The following is a 20,291-nucleotide window of genomic DNA, read 5'->3' as shown; positions in this document are numbered from 1 at the left end:
AGCGATGCCCCCCAACACCACCGCCACATCGGGTGACAAGCCCGGCAAGTCCGGCAGGAAGAAGGGGCGCAAAGCCCGTCTGATCGTGCTCGTACTGGTGCTGGCCGTCATCGGTGGCCTCGCCTTCGGCGGCTACTGGTCCATCAGCACCGTCCGGGCCTCCTTCCCGCAGACCAAGGGTTCGATCACCCTCGAAGGCCTGTCCGGGCCCGTCGACGTGAAGCGCGACGGCTACGGCATCCCGCAGATCTACGCGTCCTCCGACGAGGACCTGTTCATGGCGCAGGGCTACGTCCAGGCGCAGGACCGGTTCTACGAGATGGACGTGCGCCGCCACATGACCTCCGGGCGTCTGTCGGAGATGTTCGGCAAGGGCCAGATCGACAACGACGAGTTCCTGCGCACCCTGGGCTGGGACCGGATCGCGAAGAAGGAGTACGACGAGAAGCTGTCGGACTCCACCAAGAAGTACCTGAAGGCGTACGCCGACGGAGTCAACGCCTACCTCAAGGGCAGGGACGCCGAGGACATCTCCCTGGAGTACGCGGCGCTCGGCTTCGCCAACGACTACACGCCGGCCGAGTGGACCCCGGTCGACTCGATCTCCTGGCTGAAGGCGATGGCCTGGGACCTGCGCGGCAACATGCAGGACGAGATCGACCGCGCCCTGATGACGAGCCGCCTCGGCCCGCAGCAGATCGCCGAGCTGTACCCGGAGTACCCGTACACCGTCGACGGCCAGTCGAACACGATCGTCCAGCAGGGCGAGTACAACGAGCTCACCGAGGCGTTCGAGCAGGGCGACGGCACGAGCGGCTCGGGTGCCGGGTCCACGAGCGGCACGACGGGCACGAGCGGCACGACGGGCGCGAGCGGCACCACGGGCACGAGCGGCACGACGAGCGGCTCCAGGACCTCCGGGACCTCGGGGGACACCACGGGCCTGCAGAGCCAGCTGGAGGGCCTCTACAACGTCCTGGAGGACCTGCCCACGGCCGTCGGCGTGAACGGCAACGGCATCGGCTCGAACTCCTGGGTCGTCTCCGGCGACCACACGATCACCGGCAAGCCGCTGCTGGCGAACGACCCGCACCTGTCGGCCTCGCTGCCGTCCGTCTGGTACCAGATGGGCCTGCACTGCCGGACCGTGTCCAGCACCTGCCAGTACGACGTCTCGGGCTACACCTTCGCGGGCATGCCCGGCGTGATAATCGGCCACAACCAGGACATCGCCTGGGGCATGACCAACTCCGGCGCCGACGTCACCGACCTCTACCTGGAGAAGCTCTCCGGCGACGGCTACCTCTACGACGGCAAGGTGAAGCCCTTCACCTCGCGCACGGAGACCATCAAGGTCGCCGGCGGCGCGTCGAAGAAGATCGTCGTCCGGGAGACCCAGGACGGGATGCCCTTGCTGTCCGACCGCAGCAAGCAGCTCGTGAAGGTCGGCCAGAAGGCCACCGTCGACAACGCGGCACCGGACCGGGGCGACGGCTACGGCGTCGCGCTGAAGTGGACCGCGCTGGAGGCCGGCACCACCATGGACGCCGTCTTCGCCATCGACAAGGCGAAGGACTGGGACGGCTTCCGCGACGCGGCCGAGTCCTTCGACGTGCCCTCGCAGAACCTGATCTACGCCGACACCGACGGCAACATCGGCTACCAGCTGCCCGGAAAGATCCCCACGCGCGCGAAGGGCGACGACGGCTCCGTCCCGGTCGCCGGCTGGGACTCCGGGAACAAGTGGACCGGCGACATCCCCTTCGACGCGCTGCCCTACGAGTACAACCCGAAGCGCGGCTACATCGTCACCGCCAACCAGGCCGTCGTCGACCCCGACACCTACCCCTACACGCTCACCACGGACTGGGGCTACGGCACCCGCAGCCAGCGCATCACCGACCTGATCGAGCAGAAGATCAAGGGCGACGGCAAGATCTCCACCGACGACATGCGCCAGATGCAGACGGACAACAGCAGCGAGGTCGCCAAGCTGCTCGTCCCGGCCCTGCTGAAGATCAACCTCGACGACCCGGACGTCCGCGAGGCCCAGGACCTGCTGCAGGGCTGGGACTACGTCCAGGACGCCGACTCGGCCGCGGCCGCCTACTTCAACGCGGTCTGGCGCAACATCCTCAAGCTCGCCTTCGGCAACAAGCTGCCCAAGGAGCTGCGCGTCGAGGGCCAGTGCCTGTGGGTCGACCCGGCCAAGAGCACCAGCCCGGTCGACGACACCGGCAAGGTCCGCGAGTGCGGCCAGCGCGACGCGGACCAGGCGCAGCCGGACGGCGGCGACCGCTGGTTCCAGGTCGTGCGCAACCTGATGGACAAGAAGGACAGCGACTGGTGGACGACGCCCAAGTCGGCCAGCGGCCGCCTGGGCGCCGTCGCCAACCGCGACGACCTGTTCGAGCGCGCCATGATCGACGCCCGCTGGGAGCTGACCGCGAAGCTCGGCAAGGACATCGACACCTGGAGCTGGGGCCGGCTGCACCGCCTGTTCCTGAAGAACCAGACCCTGGGCACCAGCGGCCCCGGCTTCCTGCAGTACGTCCTCAACCGCGGCCCGTGGAAGCTCGGCGGCGGCGAGGCCGCGGTCGACGCGACCGGCTGGAACGCGGCCGGCGGCTACGGCGTCGTCTGGGTGCCGTCGATGCGCATGGTGGTCAACCTCGACGACCTCGACAAGTCGAAGTGGATCAACCTCACCGGCGCCTCCGGACACGCCTTCAGCGCCCACTACACCGACCAGACCGGCAAGTGGGCCAAGGGCGAACTGCTCGACTGGTCCTTCTCGGAGAAGGCGGTCGACAAGAGCACCAGCGACACCCTCGTGCTCAAGCCGTGAGCGACTGAGGAAGGGGCCCTCCACACGCGTGTGGAGGGCCCCTTCCCATGAGCCCGTGAGTTCCCATGAGCTTCCGTGAGTTCCCGTCAGCCCATGAGTTCCCGTGAGCTTCCGTGAGTTCAGGTGAAGCGCCGCACCCCCGACGGCGTCACCACGGCCCGCACCGGCAGATCGTGCGCCTCCGCGGGGACCCGCTCGACGACCTCGGTGTCGTACAGGAGCACCACCAGGGAGGGGTGCGCGCCGGCCCGTTCCAGACGCGCCAGCACGCGGTCGTACGACCCTCCGCCGCGCCCCAGGCGCATCCCGCGCGCGTCGACCGCGAGACCGGGCAGCAGCACCACGTCCGCGCCCGTGACGGCGTCCGGGCCGAGCCGCTCGCCGACGGGCTCCAGCAGTTCCATCTTCTTCCCGTGCCGGACCGGCGCGAGGGAGCCCTCGCCGTCGTAGGCCGCCCAGTCCAGGTCGTTGTCCGGCAGCAGCGCGGGAAGCAGGACGCGCACACCCCGGGCCCGCAGGGCGTCCAGCAGCGCGAGCGTGCCGGGCTCGGTGCCCACGGAGACGTACGCGGCCACCGTGCGCGCGTGCGCCAACTCGGGCAGTTCCAGGGCGTGCCCGGCCAGTGCGGCCGCCGCCGTCCGTACGTCGTCCGCCGTCAATCTGTTCCTCATGTCGAGGAACCCTCGTCGCAACATATGTTTGTCAGAGTCCGGTCTGCCGTTGTCCCGGCCCATGGGTCGCACCGCACTGCTCCAATGCACTCAAATGAACACGTATTAACCGGAGCTACAGATTCCTCTCAAAGCCACCGGATATGGTTGCGGACATGACTCAGTCTCACCCCAGGATCAGCAAGGCTGTCATCCCCGCAGCCGGCCTCGGCACCCGGTTCCTCCCGGCGACCAAGGCCACTCCCAAGGAGATGCTGCCGGTCGTGGACAAGCCCGCGATCCAGTACGTGGTCGAGGAGGCCGTGTCCGCCGGCCTCGACGACGTCCTCATGGTCACCGGCCGCAACAAGCGTCCCCTTGAGGACCACTTCGACCGCAACTACGAACTCGAGTCGGCGCTCCAGAAGAAGGGCGACGCGGGGCGCCTCGCCAAGGTCCAGGAGTCCAGCGACCTCGCCACCATGCACTACGTCCGCCAGGGCGACCCCAAGGGCCTCGGCCACGCCGTGCTGTGCGCGGCCCCGCACGTCGGACAGGAGCCGTTCGCGGTCCTGCTCGGCGACGACCTCATCGACCCCCGCGACCCGCTGCTCCAGCGGATGATCGACGTCCAGGAGCTCTACGGCGGCAGCGTCGTCGCGCTCATGGAGGTCGCCCCCGAGCAGATCCACCTCTACGGCTGCGCGGCCGTGGAGACCACCCCCGACAGCGACGTGGTCAAGGTGTCCGGCCTGGTGGAGAAGCCGGATGCGGCCGACGCCCCCTCGAACTACGCCATCATCGGCCGCTACGTCCTCGACCCGAGCGTCTTCGACGTCCTGCGCGAGACCGAGCCCGGCCGCGGCGGCGAGATCCAGCTCACCGACGCCCTCCAGCTCCTCGCCCAGGACGAGAAGGTCGGCGGCCCCGTGCACGGTGTCGTCTTCGACGGCCGCCGCTATGACACCGGCGACCGCGGCGACTACCTGCGTGCCATTGTCAGACTCGCGTGCGAACGTGAAGATCTGGGTCCGGACTTCCGGTCCTGGCTTCGCAGTTACGTCACCGAGGAGATGTAGCCACTTTGAGCACCGCCGCGCCCCGCCCCACCGGACAGGAGCACCTCTGGTCGGTGGACGAGCACCTGGAGGACATCCTCGCCACCGTCCGCCCTCTCGAACCCATCGAGCTGCAACTGCCCGACGCCCAGGGCTGTGTCCTGGTCGACGACGTCACGGTGCCGGTCTCCCTGCCGCCGTTCGACAACAGCTCCATGGACGGGTACGCGGTGCGGGTCGCGGATGTCGCGGGCGCGAGCGAGGAGTTCCCGGCGGCCCTGGAGGTCGTCGGGGACGTCGCGGCGGGCCAGGCGGCCGATCTGCTGTACGTGGGGCCGGGCCAGGCGGCCCGGATCATGACCGGCGCCCCGCTGCCGGGCGGCGCCGAGGCCGTCGTCCCCGTGGAGTGGACCGACGGGGGCCTCGGCGAGGGCCCGGTCAGCGGGATGCGCGCCCGCAGCCTCGCCCCCGAGCAGTCCTCGGGGCACGTACGCGTGTACCGGCCCGCCGCGGCCCGCGCGCACGTGCGCGCGAAGGGCAGCGACGTGAAGGCCGGGGACCGCGCCCTCGAGGCCGGCACCGTCCTCGGGCCGCCCCAGATCGCCCTGCTCGCCGCGATCGGCCGCGGCACCGTGCGCGTGCGCCCCCGCCCGCGTGTCGTCGTCCTGTCCACCGGCAGCGAACTCGTCCAGCCCGGCGAGGAACTGCGCGCCGGGCAGATCTACGACTCCAACAGCTTCGCCCTCACCGCCGCCGCCCGCGACGCCGGCGCCATCGCCTACCGGGTGGGCGCGGTCGCCGACGACGCCGAGACCCTCCGCTCCACCATCGACGACCAGCTGGTCCGCGCCGACCTCCTCGTCACCACCGGCGGCGTGAGCGTCGGGGCGTACGACGTCGTCAAGGAGGCGCTGTCGCACGTCGGCGACGAGGACGAGGCGGGCAGCGGCATCGAGTTCCGCAAGCTCGCCATGCAGCCCGGCAAGCCCCAGGGCTTCGGCTCCATCGGCCCCGACCACATCCCCCTGCTGGCCCTGCCCGGCAACCCGGTGTCGTCGTACGTCTCCTTCGAATTGTTCGTCAGGCCCGCGATCCGCACCCTCATGGGGCTGAAGGACGTCCACCGTCCCACCACGCGTGCGCGGTTGGCCGCCGACAAGGCGCTCACCTCGCCGAAGGGGCGCAGACAGTTCCTCCGCGCCACCTGCGCCGACGGCGTCGCCCGCCCCGTCGGTGGCGCCGGCTCCCACCTGGTGGCGGCCCTCGCGCAGGCCGACGCGCTGATCGTCGTCCCCGAGGACGTGGAGTCGGTCGAGCCGGGCACCGAGGTCGAGGTGGTCCTGCTCGGCTGAGCACTCCCGGTTGGGGGTACCGTGTCGCGCACAACAGGCCCGGACCGGGAGTGCCGACACAGCATGAGTACGCAGGACCGACTGACGCACATCGACGACGCCGGCGCCGCCCGTATGGTCGACGTGTCCGGCAAGGACGTCACCGCCCGCACCGCGCGCGCCAGCGGACGCGTCCTCGTCTCGCCGCGCGTGGTCGAGCTGCTGCGCGGCGAGGGCGTCCCCAAGGGCGACGCGCTGGCCACCGCGCGGATCGCGGGGATCATGGGCGCCAAACGCACCCCTGACCTCATCCCGCTCTGTCACCCGTTGGCCGTCTCCGGTGTGAAACTGGACTTGTCGGTGGCGGACGACGCCGTGGAGATCAGCGCCACGGTGAAGACGACGGACCGCACGGGCGTCGAGATGGAGGCGCTCACCGCGGTCTCCGTCGCCGCGCTCACCGTGATCGACATGGTGAAGGCGGTCGACAAGGGAGCGGTCATCACGGACGTGCGCGTGGAGGAGAAGACGGGCGGCAAGTCGGGCGACTGGAGTCGGGCATGACGGCGGACACGGACACGGGGTACCGGGCACTCGTCGTGACCGCCTCCAACCGGGCCGCGGCCGGCGTGTACGAGGACAAGGGCGGCCCGCTGATCGCCGAAGGGCTCCGGGGCTTCGGCTTCACGGTCGACGGGCCCCGGGTCGTGCCCGACGGCGACCCGGTGGAGGCGGCGCTGCGCGCGGGCGCCGAGGCCGGTTACGACGTGATCGTCACCACCGGCGGCACGGGCATCTCGCCCACCGACCGCACCCCCGAGGCGACCCGCCGCGTGATCGACCACGAGGTGCCCGGCATCCCCGAGGCCATCCGGGCCCACGGCAGGGAGAAGGTGCCCACGGCGGCGCTCTCCCGGGGCCTGGCCGGAGTCGCGGGCCGCACCCTGATCGTCAACCTGCCCGGCTCCACCGGCGGGGTGAAGGACGGCCTCGCGGTCCTGGAACCCCTTCTGCGGCACGCCGTGGACCAGATCCGGGGCGGAGACCACCCCAGACCCGCCGCCAGTACAGGGGGTGCGAGCTGAACGGCGCATCCTGGCCCGTCGAACTGACGGAGGGCGACATCGTCCTGCGGCCGATAAAGCTGCGCGACCAGCGGGTGTGGCGCGAGGTGAACCAGCGCAACCGGGACTGGCTGCGCCCCTGGGAGGCGACCATCCCGCCGCCCGCGCCCAGCGGGCCGATCGCCCACCGGCCGACCTACCGCCAGATGGTCCGCCACCTGCGCTCCGAGGCGCACGCGGGACGGATGCTGCCGTTCGTCATCGAGTACCAGGGGCGGCTCGTCGGCCAGCTGACCGTGGCCGGAATCACCTGGGGGTCGATGTGCTCCGGGCACATCGGCTACTGGGTGGACGAGTCGGTGGCCGGCCGCGGAGTGATGCCCACGGCCGTGGCGCTCGTCGTCGACCACTGTTTCCGGACCGTCGGACTGCACCGCATCGAGGTCTGCATTCGCCCCGAGAACGGGCCCAGCCGCCGGGTCGTGGAGAAACTCGGATTCCGCGAGGAAGGGCTGCGGCCGCGCTATCTCCACATCGACGGCGCCTGGCGCGACCACCTCGTCTTCGCGCTCACGGCGGAGGAAGTGCCGGAGGGTCTGCTGGGCCGGTGGCGGCGCGCCCGCTCCCAGAACGCGTCCAATTAAAAGGAGTCCCGAAAGTTCCGGAAGGCTCCGAATAAACGTTCGAAAATGATCGCCTGATCGCATCGGTCGCAAAAAAAGCTCGAAATATCAGCCAGATCGTGCGACACACCGGCCCAATTGGCGGATGGCCTCATGCGGATCCCTCTACCGTGTGAGCGTGAGCAGCAGCGGCCTCATCTACGCAGTCATCGTCGGGGCCTGGGCCGCCTACTTGGTGCCGATGTGGCTCCGTAGGCAGGACGAGCTGAACGAGGCCCGTCCGACCGAACGCTTCAGCACCGCCATCCGGCTGCTGTCCGGAAGGGCGGGCATGGAGCGCCGGTACGCCAGGGACCTGCGGGCGCGCTCCACCGAGGAGGGGGAGCAGGACGCCGACGCCCCGGACGCCGTCACCGAATCGGTGGACGTCCGGGCCTTCGCCATGCCTCCGACGCGTCCACAGGCGAAGGCGCCGGTGCAGGAGCGAGGGCAGGAGCGCGGCCAGGGCCGTCCGGAGGGGGCGCGCGATCCGGCGCGCGAACCGTCGGGCAAGCCCTCGCGCGACCAGGCACCCGACTCCGCGCCCGCGCAGGATTCCTCGCCCGGGGGAAGCGCTCGCCCGGCCCGCCAGCAGGTGCCGGCCGCTCGACGCAACCCCGGCGCGCAGGCGGCCGCGGCGCGCGCCCAGCGCTCGAAGGCGCTCGCGCGCCGTCGGCGCACCACGATCATGCTCTTCCTCGCCTTCACCGCCGGGGCGATCGTCGCCGCCGTCGGGGGCCTCGCGTTCCTCTGGGCGCCCGGTGTCCCCGCCGTCCTGCTCAGCGCGTACATCGCCTACCTGCGCGCCCAGGAGCGGCGGCGCTTCGCCTTCCAGATGGACCGCCGCCGCGCCGAGGTCGCCGCGCAGCGCCTGCGCGAGCGCCAGCCCCGCCGCCGCGCCCCGGCCCCGGCCGCCGCGAGCGCCGACCCCGGACCCGAGGCCGGTGCGGAGGAGCCGCACGCCGGCCCCGAGCCCGAGACCGACCCCGGTCTGCTGGCCCTCGCCGCGGACCGCAGGGCGCTCGTCGAGCAGACCGACCACGCGGAGTGGGTCGACCAGCAGCGCGAGCGGCAGCTCCGGCCCGGCCACGGCGACAGCTGGGACCCGGTCCCGGTCCCGCTGCCCACCTACGTGACCGCCCCCGTCGCGCCCCGGGCCACCACCGACGTGGACCTCGGCGCCCCGGACGCGTGGAGCTCCGCCCGGTCCAGCCCCGTCGCGCCGGAGCAGGACACGGCGGACGCGGACGACGTGTCCGGCGCGCAACCGGAGGACCCGGACGACGCGGACGCCCGGACGGCGGACGGCGACGAGCGCAGCGACGCCCGGCGCGCGGCCTCGGCCCGCCGCTCCCGCGAGCGCGGCCGCACCCCGCTCTTCGACCAGTACGAGGACGGCGAGCGCCCCCGGGCGGCCAACGAGTGAGCCACCCGGCCACCCCACGCGCGGCCCCCGGGCCTCGGGGAACGGATTTCCAAGCACGCCGATCGGGGTGCTAGAGTTTCACTCGTTGCAAGGGCCTGTGGCGCAGTCCGGTAGCGCACCTCGTTCGCATCGAGGGGGCCAGGGGTTCAAATCCCCTCAGGTCCACGCAGCATAGAGCCCCGTCGGCTTCGAGCCGACGGGGCTCTATCGTGTTCGTCGCCGGGTGCGCAGGGTCACCGCCGCCGGTGTCAGGGCCGCCGCCACCGCGATTGCCGCGCAGGCCGCCGTCGTCCCGGCGAGGGCCGCCCAGGGCATGAGGAGCGTCGGCGGGGCGCCGACGAGGTGCAACGCGCCCCACATCCCCGTCAGGTTGACGGCCGTCACCAGCAGGCCCAGGAGGCCGCCGAGCGAGACGACCGTCAGGGCCTCGGCGGCGGTGAGCCGCAGGAGCTGCGCGCGCGTCGCCCCCGCCAGCCGCAGGGCCGTCAGGTCCCGGCGACGGCCGGCGGCCGCCATCACCATCGTGTTGGCGAGCGAGATGCCGGTGTAGAGGAGCGCGATGCCCAGCACCAGGAACACCCCGAGCCGTGTCGTCCGGTTGGTCCGCGGGGAGGCCGCTGCCACCCACTGCGACCTGCTCAGCACCCGCACCCCCTCGACCGCCCGCAGCCCGGCCGCGACCGCCGCCGGATCGGCGCCCGCCCGCACCCGGACGTCGGCCCGGTCCACCCCGGCGCCACCCGAGTTGGCCGCGCTGACGTACACCCCCTCGCCCCCCGTCCCGGTGGCCAGCACGGCGGCGATCCGCAGCGACCTGGCCGTACCGTCGCCCAGCCACACCTGCACCCGCTGCCCCACCCGGTGCCGCGCCCACTCCTCGGTCACCACGATCGAACCGTCGTCCAGGTCCGCGACCCGCCCTGCCGTCACCGGCAGCCGTGCCGTCCCTTCGAGCGGCCCCGGATCCACCGCCCGCGCCTCGGACTTCACCAGCGCCACCCCGTCCTCCAGCGTGTACACCGCCGTGGCCGCACCGGCCGCGACCGAGGCGCCGGAAACCCGCCGCAGCCGCTCCACCGTGTCGGGCGCCAGCGTCGAACCGCTCTCCGGCGTCACCACGAAGTCCGCCGCCGTCCGCTGCCGCACCTCCGCCGTCCGCGCCGCGTTCAGCGTGCCCGTCGCACCCAGCAGGGAGCCCGCGAGCGCCACCGTGACCAGCACGGGCGCCGCCACCGCCGCGGTACGGCGGACCCCGGCGGCCGCGTTCTCCCGCACCAGCAGCCCGATCACACCGGGCAGCCGCGGCACCAACGGGCGCACCAGCGCGGGCGAGAGCAGCGCCACCGCCGTGATGAGGAGCATCGGACGACTGACATACGTCTTGCGGTGCAGCAGATCACCGGGGTCGGTCAGCAGGGTGTACGCCAGGGTTGCGCACGCCGCGACGAGCAGCGCCGCGCCGCACCACCGGCGTCCGCGCGTCAACGCGCGCCCTTCGCCGGACGCCTCGCGCAGCGCCTGCGCCGGCGCGGTCCGCCCGGCCCGCCGGCTCGCCGCGGCCGCCCCGCACAGGGCGACCACCAGCCCCGTCCAGAAGGCCAGATGGTACGGCCAGACGGGGCCGCCGCCGATCGCGTACCAGGTCGGCGCGAGACCGCCGCCGACCGCCGCATCGGCCAGCCGCGGGGCGCCGTACGCCCCCAGCGCGCAGCCCGCCGCCGAGGCGAGCGTGCCCACCAGCAGCGCCTCCGCCAGAACCGTCCGGCGGATCTGGCCCGGCGTGGCGCCCGCGGTGCGCAGCAGCCCGAACTCGCGGCGCCGCCGGTCCACCGCGAAGGCGAAGGTGGAGGCCACGACGAACACCGAGACGAAGGCGGTCACTCCGCCCGCCGTGCCGAACAGGGCGTTCAGGGCGGTGAGCGCCTCGGCGTCCCGGCCGGGGTCGGCGTCCGCGAACCGGCGGGCCTCGCCCGTCAGCACCTCCGCACCGTCACCGGCCGCCGCGCGCACCGCCGCCGCATCCGCCTTCACCACCAACTGCCGGCACACCGGGTCTAGTTGGGCGGCGCGCGCGTCGGTGTAGAACACGGCGTCCTCGAACTCCGGGACGCCCCGCGCCCGTACCGTCCCCACCACCCGCACCACCCCGTCCCCCGTGTGCAGCCGGTCGCCCACCGCCGCCCGGTCCCCGGTGGTCACCACCTCGCGGGCCGCCCGGGGCGCGCGGCCCGCGCTCAGCTCGTACGGAGCGAAACGCGCGGTCGACCAGGGGTGGCCGACTGCGCTCGCGGCAACGCCGCCCGCCTCGACCCGGACCGGGAAGGACCGGTCCCTGGTGACCGGCCCGACGGCGCGCAGTGCCGCGACGGTGGCGGCCGGGATCGGACGCGGGGTCGCCAACTCCGCTGTCCGCACCCCGCTCGCGGTGGTCACCCGAAGGGTGTCCACCCCCCGCACCACCACCGGCGCCATCGCGAACCGCTCCGGCGCGCGCTCCGGCGCGTCCAGCGAGGCGGCCAGCGCCTGCCCCATCACGGCGAGCAGCCCGACCCCCAGCGCGAGGGCGACGAAACTGCCGGCGAACGCGGTCCACCGCGTGCGCAGGGTCGAGAGCGAGACGCTCAGCACGGTGCGCCCTCCGGGGCGGGGCGGTTGACGCCCCCCGTCTCCAGCCCGGCCATCCGTGCCGCCACCGTCTCCGCGTCCGCGCCCGCCAACTCGCCGTGCACGCGCCCGTCGACCAGGAAGACCACCCGGTCCGCGTACGAGGCGGCCACCGGGTCGTGGGTGACCATGACGACCGTCTGGCCATGGGCGTCGACCAGGGTGCGCAGCAGGGTCAGCACCTCCCGGCCGGTCGTGGAGTCCAGGGCGCCGGTCGGCTCGTCGCCGAACAGCACCTCGGGGCGGGTGATCAAGGCACGGGCGAGGGCGACGCGCTGTTGCTGGCCGCCGGAGAGCCGGGTGGGCCGGTGTCCCGCGCGTTCGGCGAGGCCGACCCGGTCCAGCGCCTCCCGCACCTCCGCCTTCGCGGGACGACGGCCGGCCAGGCGCAGCGGAAGAGCGACGTTCTGCTCGGCGGTGAGGGCCGGCAGCAGGTTGTACGACTGGAAGACGAATCCGATCCGCTCCCGCCGCAGCAGGGTCAGCCGGCGCTCGCTCAGCCCGGTCAGCTCGGTCCCGCCGATCCGCACCGACCCGGACGTGGGCCGGTCGAGCCCGGCGGCGCACTGCAGCAGCGTCGACTTGCCGGACCCCGACGGGCCCATGACGGCCGTGAACGAGCCGCGGGGGAGCGCGAGCGTGACGTCGTCGAGCGCGGTCACACCGGCGCCCGCGGATCCCCACCTGCCTGCGGGTCCCCGCCGGCCCGCGGGTGTTTGTCGGTCCGCGGATCCCTGTCGGCTCGCACGTTCCTTTCTTCCGGCGGGTTCTTGTCGGCCTGCGGGCCCGTAGCGCCTGGATACGGCGGTGAGTTGGACGGCGTAGTCGGTCATGGCTCCACGAAACCGCGCGAGGTGGGCCAGGTCGTTGGGGCAGGGGCGAGAGTCGGGGTAGGGCAGGCCATACCCCCGGGAGTCGGTCTGAGGGGATGGCCCGGCCCGCGCGGCCCTCCTACGGTGATCCGCATGCATCCCCGACGCCCAGGGAACGTGTGGCAGGCCCTGTCCCGCCCGCGCTACCTGCTCTCGCCCTGGCCCTGGCGCGCCGCCGCCTACCTGCTGACCGGGGCGGTCTCCGGCGCCGTCGTCCTGGTGGGGCTGGTGGCATGGGTGGCCGTCGGCGCGATCCTCTCGGTCGTTCTCCTGGGGCTGCCGCTCCTCGCGGCCACCGCCTTCGCGGGGCTGCCTGTGTCCGCACTGGAGCGCCGCCGCCTGAGGTGGGTCGACGCGGACCGTACGCCCGGCGCGCGCGCCGATCCGCACGCGCCGGGCGTCGGCGTTCGCCCTCGTCCGCCGAGCCCGCACCCGGAGCCCCACGCGCCGGGCGTACGCGCCTGGTTGACCACCCGTCTGCGGGAGCGGGCCACCTGGCGCGAGCTCGGCCACACCCTCCTCACCGCCTGCCTCCTCTGGTCGGCCGAGGCGCTGGTACTGACCGTCGCCCTGGTCTCGCCCCTGACGGTGATCGCGACCCCGGTGCTGCTGGCGACGGTCGGCGGCGGACGGGAGGTGAAGGTGCTGAAGGTGTGGACGGTCACCGGTCAGCCCACGGCGTTCGCCACCGCCGCGCTCGGGGTGCTGCTGCTGGCCGCCGGGGCGTACGTCCTCGGCGCCGCGGCCGGTGCCCGCGCCGCGCTGACCCGCCGCCTGGTCGCGCCGCCCGACGGCGGCCCGCGGGCCAGGGTCGTCGAACTCACCCGCTCCCGCGCCCGCCTGGTCGACGCCTTCGAGGCGGAGCGGCGCCGGATCGAACGCGATCTGCACGACGGCGCCCAGCAGCGCCTCGTCGCCCTCACCATGGCCCTGGGCCTGGCCCGGCTCGACGCCCCTCCCGGCGGCCCGCTCGCCGAACAGCTCACCCGCGCCCATCAGGAGGCGGGGGCGGCCCTCGCGGAACTGCGCGAGCTGATCCACGGAATCCACCCCAAGGTGCTCGCCGACTACGGCCTGGAGGCGGCCGTCGCCGACGCAGCCGACCGCTCGCCGGTCCCCGTGGACGTGGAGTTCGCGCTGCCGCCGCCCCGGCTTCCGCAGGCGGTGGAGGCGGCCGCCTACTTCGTGGTCCGCGAGGCGCTGGCCAACGTGGCCCGGCACAGCGGGGCGGAACGCGCCCGCGTGCGGGCGGAGTTCGCGCGGTACCGGGACGGGCGGCTGCTGGTCCTGGAGGTGACCGACGACGGCCGCGGCGGCGCCGACAGCGCGCGCGGCACCGGCCTCACCGGTCTCGCAGACCGGGTGTCGGTGCTGGATGGAAGACTGTCCGTGACCAGCCCGCCGGGCGGACCGACCCTGCTGCGTGTGGAGATCCCTTGCGAGCCGAGCGAGTTGAGCAGCCCGGGCCGCCCGAGCGCCCCTGGGGGTGGCCCGAGCGAGCGCCTTCGCCCGGACACACCGGCCGCCTGCGCCTAGTCCTCGCCGAGGACAGCGTCCTGCTCCGCGACGGACTGACGGCCCTGCTCACCCGCTTCGGGCACGAGGTCGTGGCGGCGGTAGGCGACGCGCCGGCACTCCTCGCCGCCGTCGCCGACCTCGCGCCCGACGCCGTCGTCACCGACGTCCGCATGCCCCCCGGCTTCCAGGACGAGGGCCTGCACGCGGCGGTCCGGCTGCGGGCCGAGCGCCCCGGTCTGCCCGTCCTCGTCCTCAGCCAGTACGTGCAGCGCGCCTACGCCGCCGAGCTCCTCGACTCCGGCGACGGCACCGGTGTCGGCTACCTCCTCAAGGACCGCGTCGGCCAGGTCGAGGAGTTCGTGGACGCCCTGCGCCAGGTCGCGGCCGGCGGCACGGTCGTCGACCCCGAGGTCGTACGGCAGCTGCTGCGCCACCGCCGCGACCCGCTGGCCCGGCTGACCGCACGCGAACGGGAGGTGCTGGCGCTGGTGGCCGAGGGGAGGTCCAACGGCGCGATAGCCAGGACGCTCGTGGTCTCGGAGGCGGCCGTCGGCAAGCACATCGGCAGCATCCTCACCAAGCTGGACCTGCCCCCGGCCGACGACACCCACAGGCGGGTCCTCGCGGTGCTGGCCTACCTCAGAGGCTGAACCGGCTCACGGGGTGAGCGGCTTGGCGAAGCAGCGGCTCGACTCGTACTCACGGTAGTAGCCGAACTTCGTGCACGGCTCGTACCCGCTGGAGGTGTAGAGGGAGATGGCCTCGGGCTGCTCGGTGCCGGTCTCCAGCACCATCCGCAGCCGCCCGGCCGCCCGTGCGTGCTCCTCCAGCGCGGTGAGGATGCGTCGGGCGATGCCGAGCCCGCGCATCTCCCGGATCACGAACATCCGCTTCAGCTCGGCGTCGCCGTCCTCGTTGCCCTCGCCGTTGCTGTCCTGGCTGCGCCAGCCGCCGGTGGCCACGGGCCGGTCGCCCTCGTCGTAGGCGATGAAGTAGACCCCGCGCGGCGGTTCGAAGTCGGACGGCTCCAGGACCGTGGCGTCGCCGCCGTCGCCGTAGCGCTCGTGGTACTCCGCCTGGACCTCGTCGTTGAGCTTGACGGCATCGGGGTGGTCGAAGGACACGCGGCGTATGTTCATGCTGCTCACAGTACGTCTATGCAAAATCTTGAGGAAAGCTGGTTTCTGGACCTGGTCCAGTGTGCCGGTATCGTGCCCGGGTGCTGACTGTGACCTCCGTCAATGTGAACGGTCTGCGCGCCGCCGCGAAGAAGGGCTTCGTGGAGTGGCTCGCCGACACCTCCGCCGATGTGCTGTGCCTGCAGGAGGTGCGCGCCGAGCCGGAGCAACTGCCCGAGGCGGTCCGTGCGCCGAAGGGCTGGTACGTCACGCACGCTCCCGCCGCCGCCAAGGGGCGCGCCGGAGTCTCCCTCTACTCGCGCCGCGAACCGGACGCCGTGCGGACCGGCTTCGGCTCGACCGAGTTCGACGGCAGCGGCCGCTATGTCGAGGCCGACCTGCCCGGTGTGACGATCGCCTCCCTCTACCTGCCATCCGGCGAGGTCGGCACCGACCGCCAGGACGAGAAGGTCCGTTTCATGGACGAGTTCCTGGCCTACCTCAAGGACCTGCGCGAGCGTGCCGCCGCCGACGGCCGCGAGGTCCTGGTCTGCGGCGACTGGAACATCGCCCACCAGCGGGCCGATCTGAAGAACTGGCGCTCCAACACCAGGAACTCCGGCTTCCTGCCGGAGGAACGCGAGTGGCTGACCCAGGTCCTGAGCCCCGAGGCCGGCGGGTACGTCGACGTCGTGCGGGCCCTGCACCCGGATGCCGACGGCCCGTACACGTGGTGGTCGTACCGGGGCCGGGCCTTCGACAACGACTCGGGATGGAGGATCGACCTCCACGTGTCGACGCCCGGGCTCGCCGGCAAGGCCGTCAAGGGACTCGTGGAGCGCGCCGCCACCCACGCCGAACGCTGGTCGGACCACGCTCCGGTGACGGTGGTCTACGACCTCTAGGGCGGGCTGCGACAGTGCCGCCCGCCGCGGGACGCCGGCCCGCTCCAGGCCGACAGGCCGACAGTCCCTAGGACTCGGGAGCGTCCTTGCGCAGCCGGCGGTCCAGGGCCAGGGAGAGTTCCGCGTCCACCACGCTTCGGGCGAGGGGGCGCAGGCGGGGGAGGTCCTGTTCGCCGGCGTGGCGCAGGACCAGGGCGGTGAAGAGGTCGGCGAGGGCGTCGGCGTGTTCGCGGACGCGGGCGCCTGCCGCCAGGACCTCGGCGAGCGGGATGCCCTCGCCGACCAGGGCGGCGGAGACGTCCAGCAGGCGGCGGCTGATGTGGACGATCTCGTCGCCGTCGGTGCCGAGGTAGCCGAGGTCGAGGGCGGCGGCGAGGTTCTCGGGGGTGACCTGGCCCTCGAAGCGGGCGGCGAGCTCTTCCGGGGTGAGCCGGATCGGCTCCTCCTCGGTGGGGCCGCCCCCGCCGACCAGCTCGGCGACGTCGCGGCCCTGGTCCAGGGCGTCCGCCAGCTCCGCGATGCCGGTCAGGGTGTGGCCGCGTTCGAGGAGCGCGGAGATCGTCCGCAGCCGGGCCAGGTGATGGTCGTCGTACCAGGCGATACGGCCCTCGCGGCGGGGTGGTGCGAGCAGTTTGCGCTCGCGGTAGAAGCGCAGGGTGCGCACTGTGATGCCGGCCTTCCTGGCCAGCTCCTCCGTCCGGTACTCGCGCTTGTCCGCCACGGCGGAAGCCTATGTCGTACTGCCGGTAACTTTCCCTCCCCCGCCCCCTACCGCTCGGTACGGAGCTGCTCTACAGTCCGATTGCGCCAGTGTTCACTGGCAGAGTCGAGCAGGGGCGCGCACCGGCGCGCACAGTCGCACGGCAGGAGGTGTCGGCATGACCGAACACGTACGGGTGGCGGTGATCGGATCCGGCTTCGGCGGGCTGGGGGCCGCCGTGCGGCTGCGCCGGGAGGGGATCACCGACTTCGTCGTCCTGGAGCGCGCCGGCAGCGTCGGCGGCACCTGGCGGGACAACAGCTATCCCGGGTGCGCCTGTGACGTGCCCTCCCACCTGTACTCCTTCTCCTTCGCGCCCAACCCCGACTGGCCGCGCACGTTCTCCGGGCAGGAGCACATCCGCGCCTACCTGGAGCACGTCACGGACGTCTTCGGCCTGCGGCCCCACCTCCGCCTCGACTCCGAGGTCCAGCGGATGACCTGGGACGGGCAGGAGCTGCGCTGGGACATCGAGACGAGCCGGGGACGGTACTTCGCGGATGTCGTCGTGTCGGCCACCGGGCCGCTGTCCGACCCGAAGATCCCGGACATCCCCGGCCTCGACACCTTCCCCGGCAAGGTCTTCCACTCGGCCCGCTGGGACCACGACCACGACCTCACCGGCAAGCGCGTCGCCATGGTCGGCACGGGTGCCTCCGCGGCCCAGATCGTCCCCGCCATCCAGCCGGCCGTCTCCCGGCTGACCCTCTTCCAGCGCACCCCGCCGTGGGTGATGCCCCGCGTCGACCGGCCCATCAGCGGCGCCGAGCGTGCCCTGCACCGCGCCCTGCCCGTCACCACCCAGCTGCGGCGCGGGCTGCTCTGGGGCATCCGCGAGCTGCAGGTCCAGGCGTTCACCAAGCACCCGAACGAGCTCGGCTTCGTCGAGCGGCTCGCCCGGCGCAACATGGCCCGCGCGATCAAGGACCCGGCGCTGCGCGCCAAGCTCACCCCCGACTACCGCATCGGCTGCAAGCGGATCCTGCTGTCGAGCACCTACTATCCCGCCCTCGCCCAGCCGAACGTGGACGTCGTCGCGAGCGGGCTGAGCGAGGTCCGCGGATCCACGCTGGTCGCCGCCGACGGCAGCGAGGCCGAGGCCGACGTGATCGTCTTCGGCACGGGCTTCCACGTCACCGACATGCCGATCGCCGAGCGGGTGGTGGGCGCCGACGGGCGGACCCTCGCGGAGAGCTGGAAGGACGGGATGGCCGCCCTGCGCGGCGCCTCCGCCGCCGGCTTCCCCAACTGGATGTCGATCATCGGCCCCAACACCGGGCTCGGGAACTCCTCGATGATCCTGATGATCGAGTCCCAGCTCGCCTACATGGCCGACTACCTGCGGCAACTGCAGGTCCTCGGCGGGCGCGCCGCCCTCGACGCCCGGCCCAGCGCCGTCAACGCCTGGAACCGGCGGGTGCAGGAGCGGATGAAGCGCACCGTGTGGAACACCGGCGGCTGCACCAGCTGGTACCTCGACGCGAGCGGCCGCAACACCACCATCTGGCCGGGCACCACGAGCGAGTTCCGGCGTGCCACGCGCCGGGTCGACCTCGCCGAGTACGAGATCCTGCGCGCACCGGCCCGCGAGCTCACCGGGCGCGAGGTGACCGCGTGACCACGGCCGCCGTCCGCGAACTGACCGCCGTCTCCGCCGACGGCGCCCGTCTGCACGTCGAGGTGCACGGCCCGAAGGACGCGCCCCCCGTCGTCCTCGCCCACGGCTGGACCTGCTCCACCGCCTTCTGGGCGGCCCAGATCCGCGACCTCTCCGCCGACCACCGGGTCATCGCCTACGACCAGCGCGGCCACGGCCGCACCCCGGCCTCGCCGGTGTGCAGCACGGACGCGCTCGCCGACGACCTGGAGGCCGTGCTGGAGGCCACCCTCGCGCCCGGCGAGAAGGCCGTGATCGCCGGTCACTCGATGGGCGGCATGACCGTGCTGGCCGCCGCCGCGCGCCCCAAGGTGCGGGAGCACGCCGCCGCCGTCCTGCTGTGCAGCACGGGCGCCTCGCGGCTGGTCGCCGAGTCCACCGTCGTACCGCTGCGCCCCGGCCGGCTGCGGACCTGGCTGACCCGGCACGTGCTCGGGTCCAGGGCACCCCTCGGGCCGGTCACGCCGGTCGCGAAGCGGATCCTCAAGTACGCCACGATGGGCGCCGGTTCGGCCCCGCACCTGGTGGAGACGTGCGCCCGGATCGTGCACGCCTGTCCGCGCCGGGTGCGCCACGCCTGGTCGCAGGTGCTCAGCCTGCTCGACCTCGACCACGCCGTGAGGGAACTGACGGTGCCGACGGCCGTGCTGGTCGGCACCGCGGACCGGCTGACCCCGCCGGTGCACGCCCACCGGATCGCGGCGGCCCTGCCCCGCTGCCTGGGGGTCACCGAGCTGCCCGGCCTCGGCCATATGACCCCGGTCGAGGCGCCCGGGCTGGTCAGCGGCAGGATCCGTGAACTCGTCAGCACGTACACGCAGTTGAAGGAGGGCGCATGAGCAGGGTGAGCCTGGAGGGACAGGTCGCCGTCGTCACCGGCGCCGCGCGGGGCGTGGGCGAGCTGCTCGCCCGCAAGCTCTCCGCGCGCGGCGCGAAGATCGCACTGGTGGGCCTGGAACCGGACGCGCTCAAGCAGGTCGGCGAGCGGCTGCACGGCGACAGCCACCACTGGTACGCCGACGTCACCGACCACGAGGCGATGACCCGGGTGGCGGCCGAGGTGAAGGAGCGCTTCGGCAAGGTGGACATCGTGGTCGCCAACGCCGGTGTCGCGACCGGCGGCCCGTTCGCCGACTCCGACCCCGAGTCCTGGCGCCGGGTCATCGAGGTCAACCTCATCGGCTCGGCGGTCACCGCCCGCGCCTTCCTGCCGGTGCTGATGGAGAGCCGGGGCTACCTCCTCCAGATCGCCTCCCTCGCCGCGATCACCCCGGCGCCCATGATGACCGCGTACTGCGCGTCCAAGTCGGGCGTGGAGGCGTACGCGCACAGCCTGCGTGCCGAGGTCGGACACCGGGGCGTGCGGGTGGGCGTGGGCTATCTGTCGTGGACCGACACCGACATGGTGCGCGGCGCCGATCAGGACGAGGTGATGCGGGAGTTGCGGCAGCGGCTGCCCTGGCCGTCGAACAAGACGTATCCGCTGGGCCCGGCCGTGGACCGGCTCGTCGCCGGCATCGAGCGGCGTTCGGCCCATGTGTACGGGCAGTGGTGGCTGCGGGGCATGCAGGGCGTACGCGGGTATCTGCCCGCGCTCATCGGGACGGTGGGCGGGCGGGAGATGAAGCGGTTCGCGCCCAGGCTGCAGGGCATGCGGACGGGGCTGGTGGGGGCGGGCGGCGCGGCCGACGAGGAGGCCCGCGCTACGCACCGTAGTTGATCGAAATGCGCCGCATGTCCTCCCGTGTGAATCTGGTC

At 73.0% G+C, this 20,291-nt stretch carries 18 protein-coding genes and 1 tRNA gene; 14 read left to right on the top strand and 5 right to left on the bottom strand.

Going from position 1 to position 20,291, the window contains the following annotated elements:
• Positions 1-4 precede the first annotated feature (4 nt).
• The gene (locus ACFY2L_RS27930) at positions 5-2,848 is read left to right on the top strand and encodes a penicillin acylase family protein (protein WP_390823772.1); all 2,844 of its coding nucleotides are present in this window, start codon (positions 5-7) and stop codon (positions 2,846-2,848) included.
• A 119-nt stretch (positions 2,849-2,967) separates the two neighbouring features.
• On the opposite strand, the gene ACFY2L_RS27925 is transcribed toward ACFY2L_RS27930, so the two are convergent.
• Entirely contained in the window at positions 2,968-3,519 is a 552-nt protein-coding gene (locus ACFY2L_RS27925) for a 5-formyltetrahydrofolate cyclo-ligase (RefSeq protein ID WP_390659143.1), read from the bottom strand.
• Between the two features lie 155 nt (positions 3,520-3,674).
• On the opposite strand from ACFY2L_RS27925, the gene galU reads away from it, so the two are divergent.
• From galU to ACFY2L_RS27890, 7 genes are all read left to right on the top strand, one after another.
• Entirely contained in the window at positions 3,675-4,577 is a 903-nt protein-coding gene (galU, locus tag ACFY2L_RS27920) for a UTP--glucose-1-phosphate uridylyltransferase GalU (RefSeq protein WP_390659142.1), read from the top strand.
• A gap of 5 nt (positions 4,578-4,582) precedes the next feature.
• Positions 4,583-5,908, top strand: coding sequence for a gephyrin-like molybdotransferase Glp (gene glp, locus ACFY2L_RS27915; RefSeq protein ID WP_390659141.1), 1,326 nt, complete (start codon positions 4,583-4,585; stop codon positions 5,906-5,908).
• Positions 5,909-5,971: 63 nt separating this feature from the next.
• Positions 5,972-6,451, top strand: a complete 480-nt coding sequence (moaC, locus tag ACFY2L_RS27910) for a cyclic pyranopterin monophosphate synthase MoaC (RefSeq protein ID WP_390659140.1) — start codon at positions 5,972-5,974, stop codon at positions 6,449-6,451.
• A complete protein-coding gene (locus ACFY2L_RS27905; RefSeq protein ID WP_390659139.1) occupies positions 6,448-6,972 on the top strand; it encodes a molybdenum cofactor biosynthesis protein B in 525 nt (174 codons plus the stop codon). Before moaC ends, ACFY2L_RS27905 begins: the two co-directional genes overlap by 4 nt.
• Complete coding sequence (locus ACFY2L_RS27900; protein WP_390659490.1) at positions 6,969-7,595, top strand: GNAT family N-acetyltransferase; 627 nt, start codon at positions 6,969-6,971, stop codon at positions 7,593-7,595. The genes ACFY2L_RS27905 and ACFY2L_RS27900 overlap by 4 nt, the downstream gene beginning before the upstream one ends.
• Positions 7,596-7,752: 157 nt before the next feature.
• A complete protein-coding gene (gene glpR / locus ACFY2L_RS27895; RefSeq protein ID WP_390823771.1) occupies positions 7,753-9,039 on the top strand; it encodes a gephyrin-like molybdotransferase receptor GlpR in 1,287 nt (428 codons plus the stop codon).
• 91 nt (positions 9,040-9,130) lie between these two features.
• A tRNA-Ala gene (locus ACFY2L_RS27890) sits at positions 9,131-9,204 on the top strand.
• Between the two features lie 39 nt (positions 9,205-9,243).
• Here the strand turns inward: ACFY2L_RS27890 and ACFY2L_RS27885 are convergent.
• Together ACFY2L_RS27885 and ACFY2L_RS27880 are read right to left on the bottom strand one after the other, a co-directional pair.
• Positions 9,244-11,667 carry an FtsX-like permease family protein gene (locus ACFY2L_RS27885; protein WP_390823770.1) on the bottom strand — a complete coding sequence of 808 codons (2,424 nt, stop codon included), beginning with the start codon at positions 11,665-11,667 and terminating at the stop codon, positions 9,244-9,246.
• A complete protein-coding gene (locus ACFY2L_RS27880; protein WP_390823769.1) occupies positions 11,661-12,536 on the bottom strand; it encodes an ABC transporter ATP-binding protein in 876 nt (291 codons plus the stop codon). The genes ACFY2L_RS27885 and ACFY2L_RS27880 overlap by 7 nt, the downstream gene beginning before the upstream one ends.
• A gap of 132 nt (positions 12,537-12,668) precedes the next feature.
• Between ACFY2L_RS27880 and ACFY2L_RS27875 the strand changes: the two genes are divergently transcribed.
• Together ACFY2L_RS27875 and ACFY2L_RS27870 are read left to right on the top strand one after the other, a co-directional pair.
• Positions 12,669-14,111: a sensor histidine kinase gene (locus tag ACFY2L_RS27875; RefSeq protein WP_390823768.1), complete on the top strand. Its 1,443-nt coding sequence runs from the start codon at positions 12,669-12,671 to the stop codon at positions 14,109-14,111.
• A complete protein-coding gene (locus ACFY2L_RS27870; RefSeq protein ID WP_390823906.1) occupies positions 14,102-14,743 on the top strand; it encodes a response regulator in 642 nt (213 codons plus the stop codon). The genes ACFY2L_RS27875 and ACFY2L_RS27870 overlap by 10 nt, the downstream gene beginning before the upstream one ends.
• A 6-nt stretch (positions 14,744-14,749) precedes the next feature.
• Here ACFY2L_RS27870 and ACFY2L_RS27865 read toward each other — a convergent pair whose 3' ends face one another.
• Positions 14,750-15,232 (bottom strand): GNAT family N-acetyltransferase, encoded by a 483-nt coding sequence (locus ACFY2L_RS27865; protein ID WP_390659136.1) that lies wholly within the window; start codon positions 15,230-15,232, stop codon positions 14,750-14,752.
• Between the two features lie 80 nt (positions 15,233-15,312).
• On the opposite strand from ACFY2L_RS27865, the gene ACFY2L_RS27860 reads away from it, so the two are divergent.
• On the top strand, positions 15,313-16,116 hold the full coding sequence (locus ACFY2L_RS27860) for an exodeoxyribonuclease III (RefSeq protein WP_390823767.1): 804 nt from the start codon (positions 15,313-15,315) through the stop codon (positions 16,114-16,116).
• A 67-nt stretch (positions 16,117-16,183) separates the two neighbouring features.
• Here ACFY2L_RS27860 and ACFY2L_RS27855 read toward each other — a convergent pair whose 3' ends face one another.
• The gene (locus tag ACFY2L_RS27855; protein WP_390823766.1) at positions 16,184-16,837 is read right to left on the bottom strand and encodes a MerR family transcriptional regulator; all 654 of its coding nucleotides are present in this window, start codon (positions 16,835-16,837) and stop codon (positions 16,184-16,186) included.
• 157 nt (positions 16,838-16,994) lie between these two features.
• Between ACFY2L_RS27855 and ACFY2L_RS27850 the strand changes: the two genes are divergently transcribed.
• Genes ACFY2L_RS27850 through ACFY2L_RS27840 form a run of 3 tightly spaced genes read left to right on the top strand, consistent with a single transcriptional unit; the run spans position 16,995 to position 20,253 of the window.
• Entirely contained in the window at positions 16,995-18,494 is a 1,500-nt protein-coding gene (locus ACFY2L_RS27850) for a flavin-containing monooxygenase (protein ID WP_390659133.1), read from the top strand.
• Positions 18,491-19,372 (top strand): alpha/beta fold hydrolase, encoded by an 882-nt coding sequence (locus ACFY2L_RS27845; RefSeq protein WP_390659132.1) that lies wholly within the window; start codon positions 18,491-18,493, stop codon positions 19,370-19,372. The genes ACFY2L_RS27850 and ACFY2L_RS27845 overlap by 4 nt, the downstream gene beginning before the upstream one ends.
• Positions 19,369-20,253 (top strand): SDR family oxidoreductase, encoded by an 885-nt coding sequence (locus tag ACFY2L_RS27840; protein ID WP_390659131.1) that lies wholly within the window; start codon positions 19,369-19,371, stop codon positions 20,251-20,253. The genes ACFY2L_RS27845 and ACFY2L_RS27840 overlap by 4 nt, the downstream gene beginning before the upstream one ends.
• The last annotated feature ends 38 nt before the right edge of the window (positions 20,254-20,291 follow it).

The organism is Streptomyces sp. NPDC001381 (assembly GCF_042895685.1).
GTDB lineage: Bacteria > Actinomycetota > Actinomycetes > Streptomycetales > Streptomycetaceae > Streptomyces.
The sequence above is the reverse complement of the archived record's forward strand: the minus strand, read 5'-3'. Positions and strand labels throughout refer to the sequence as shown.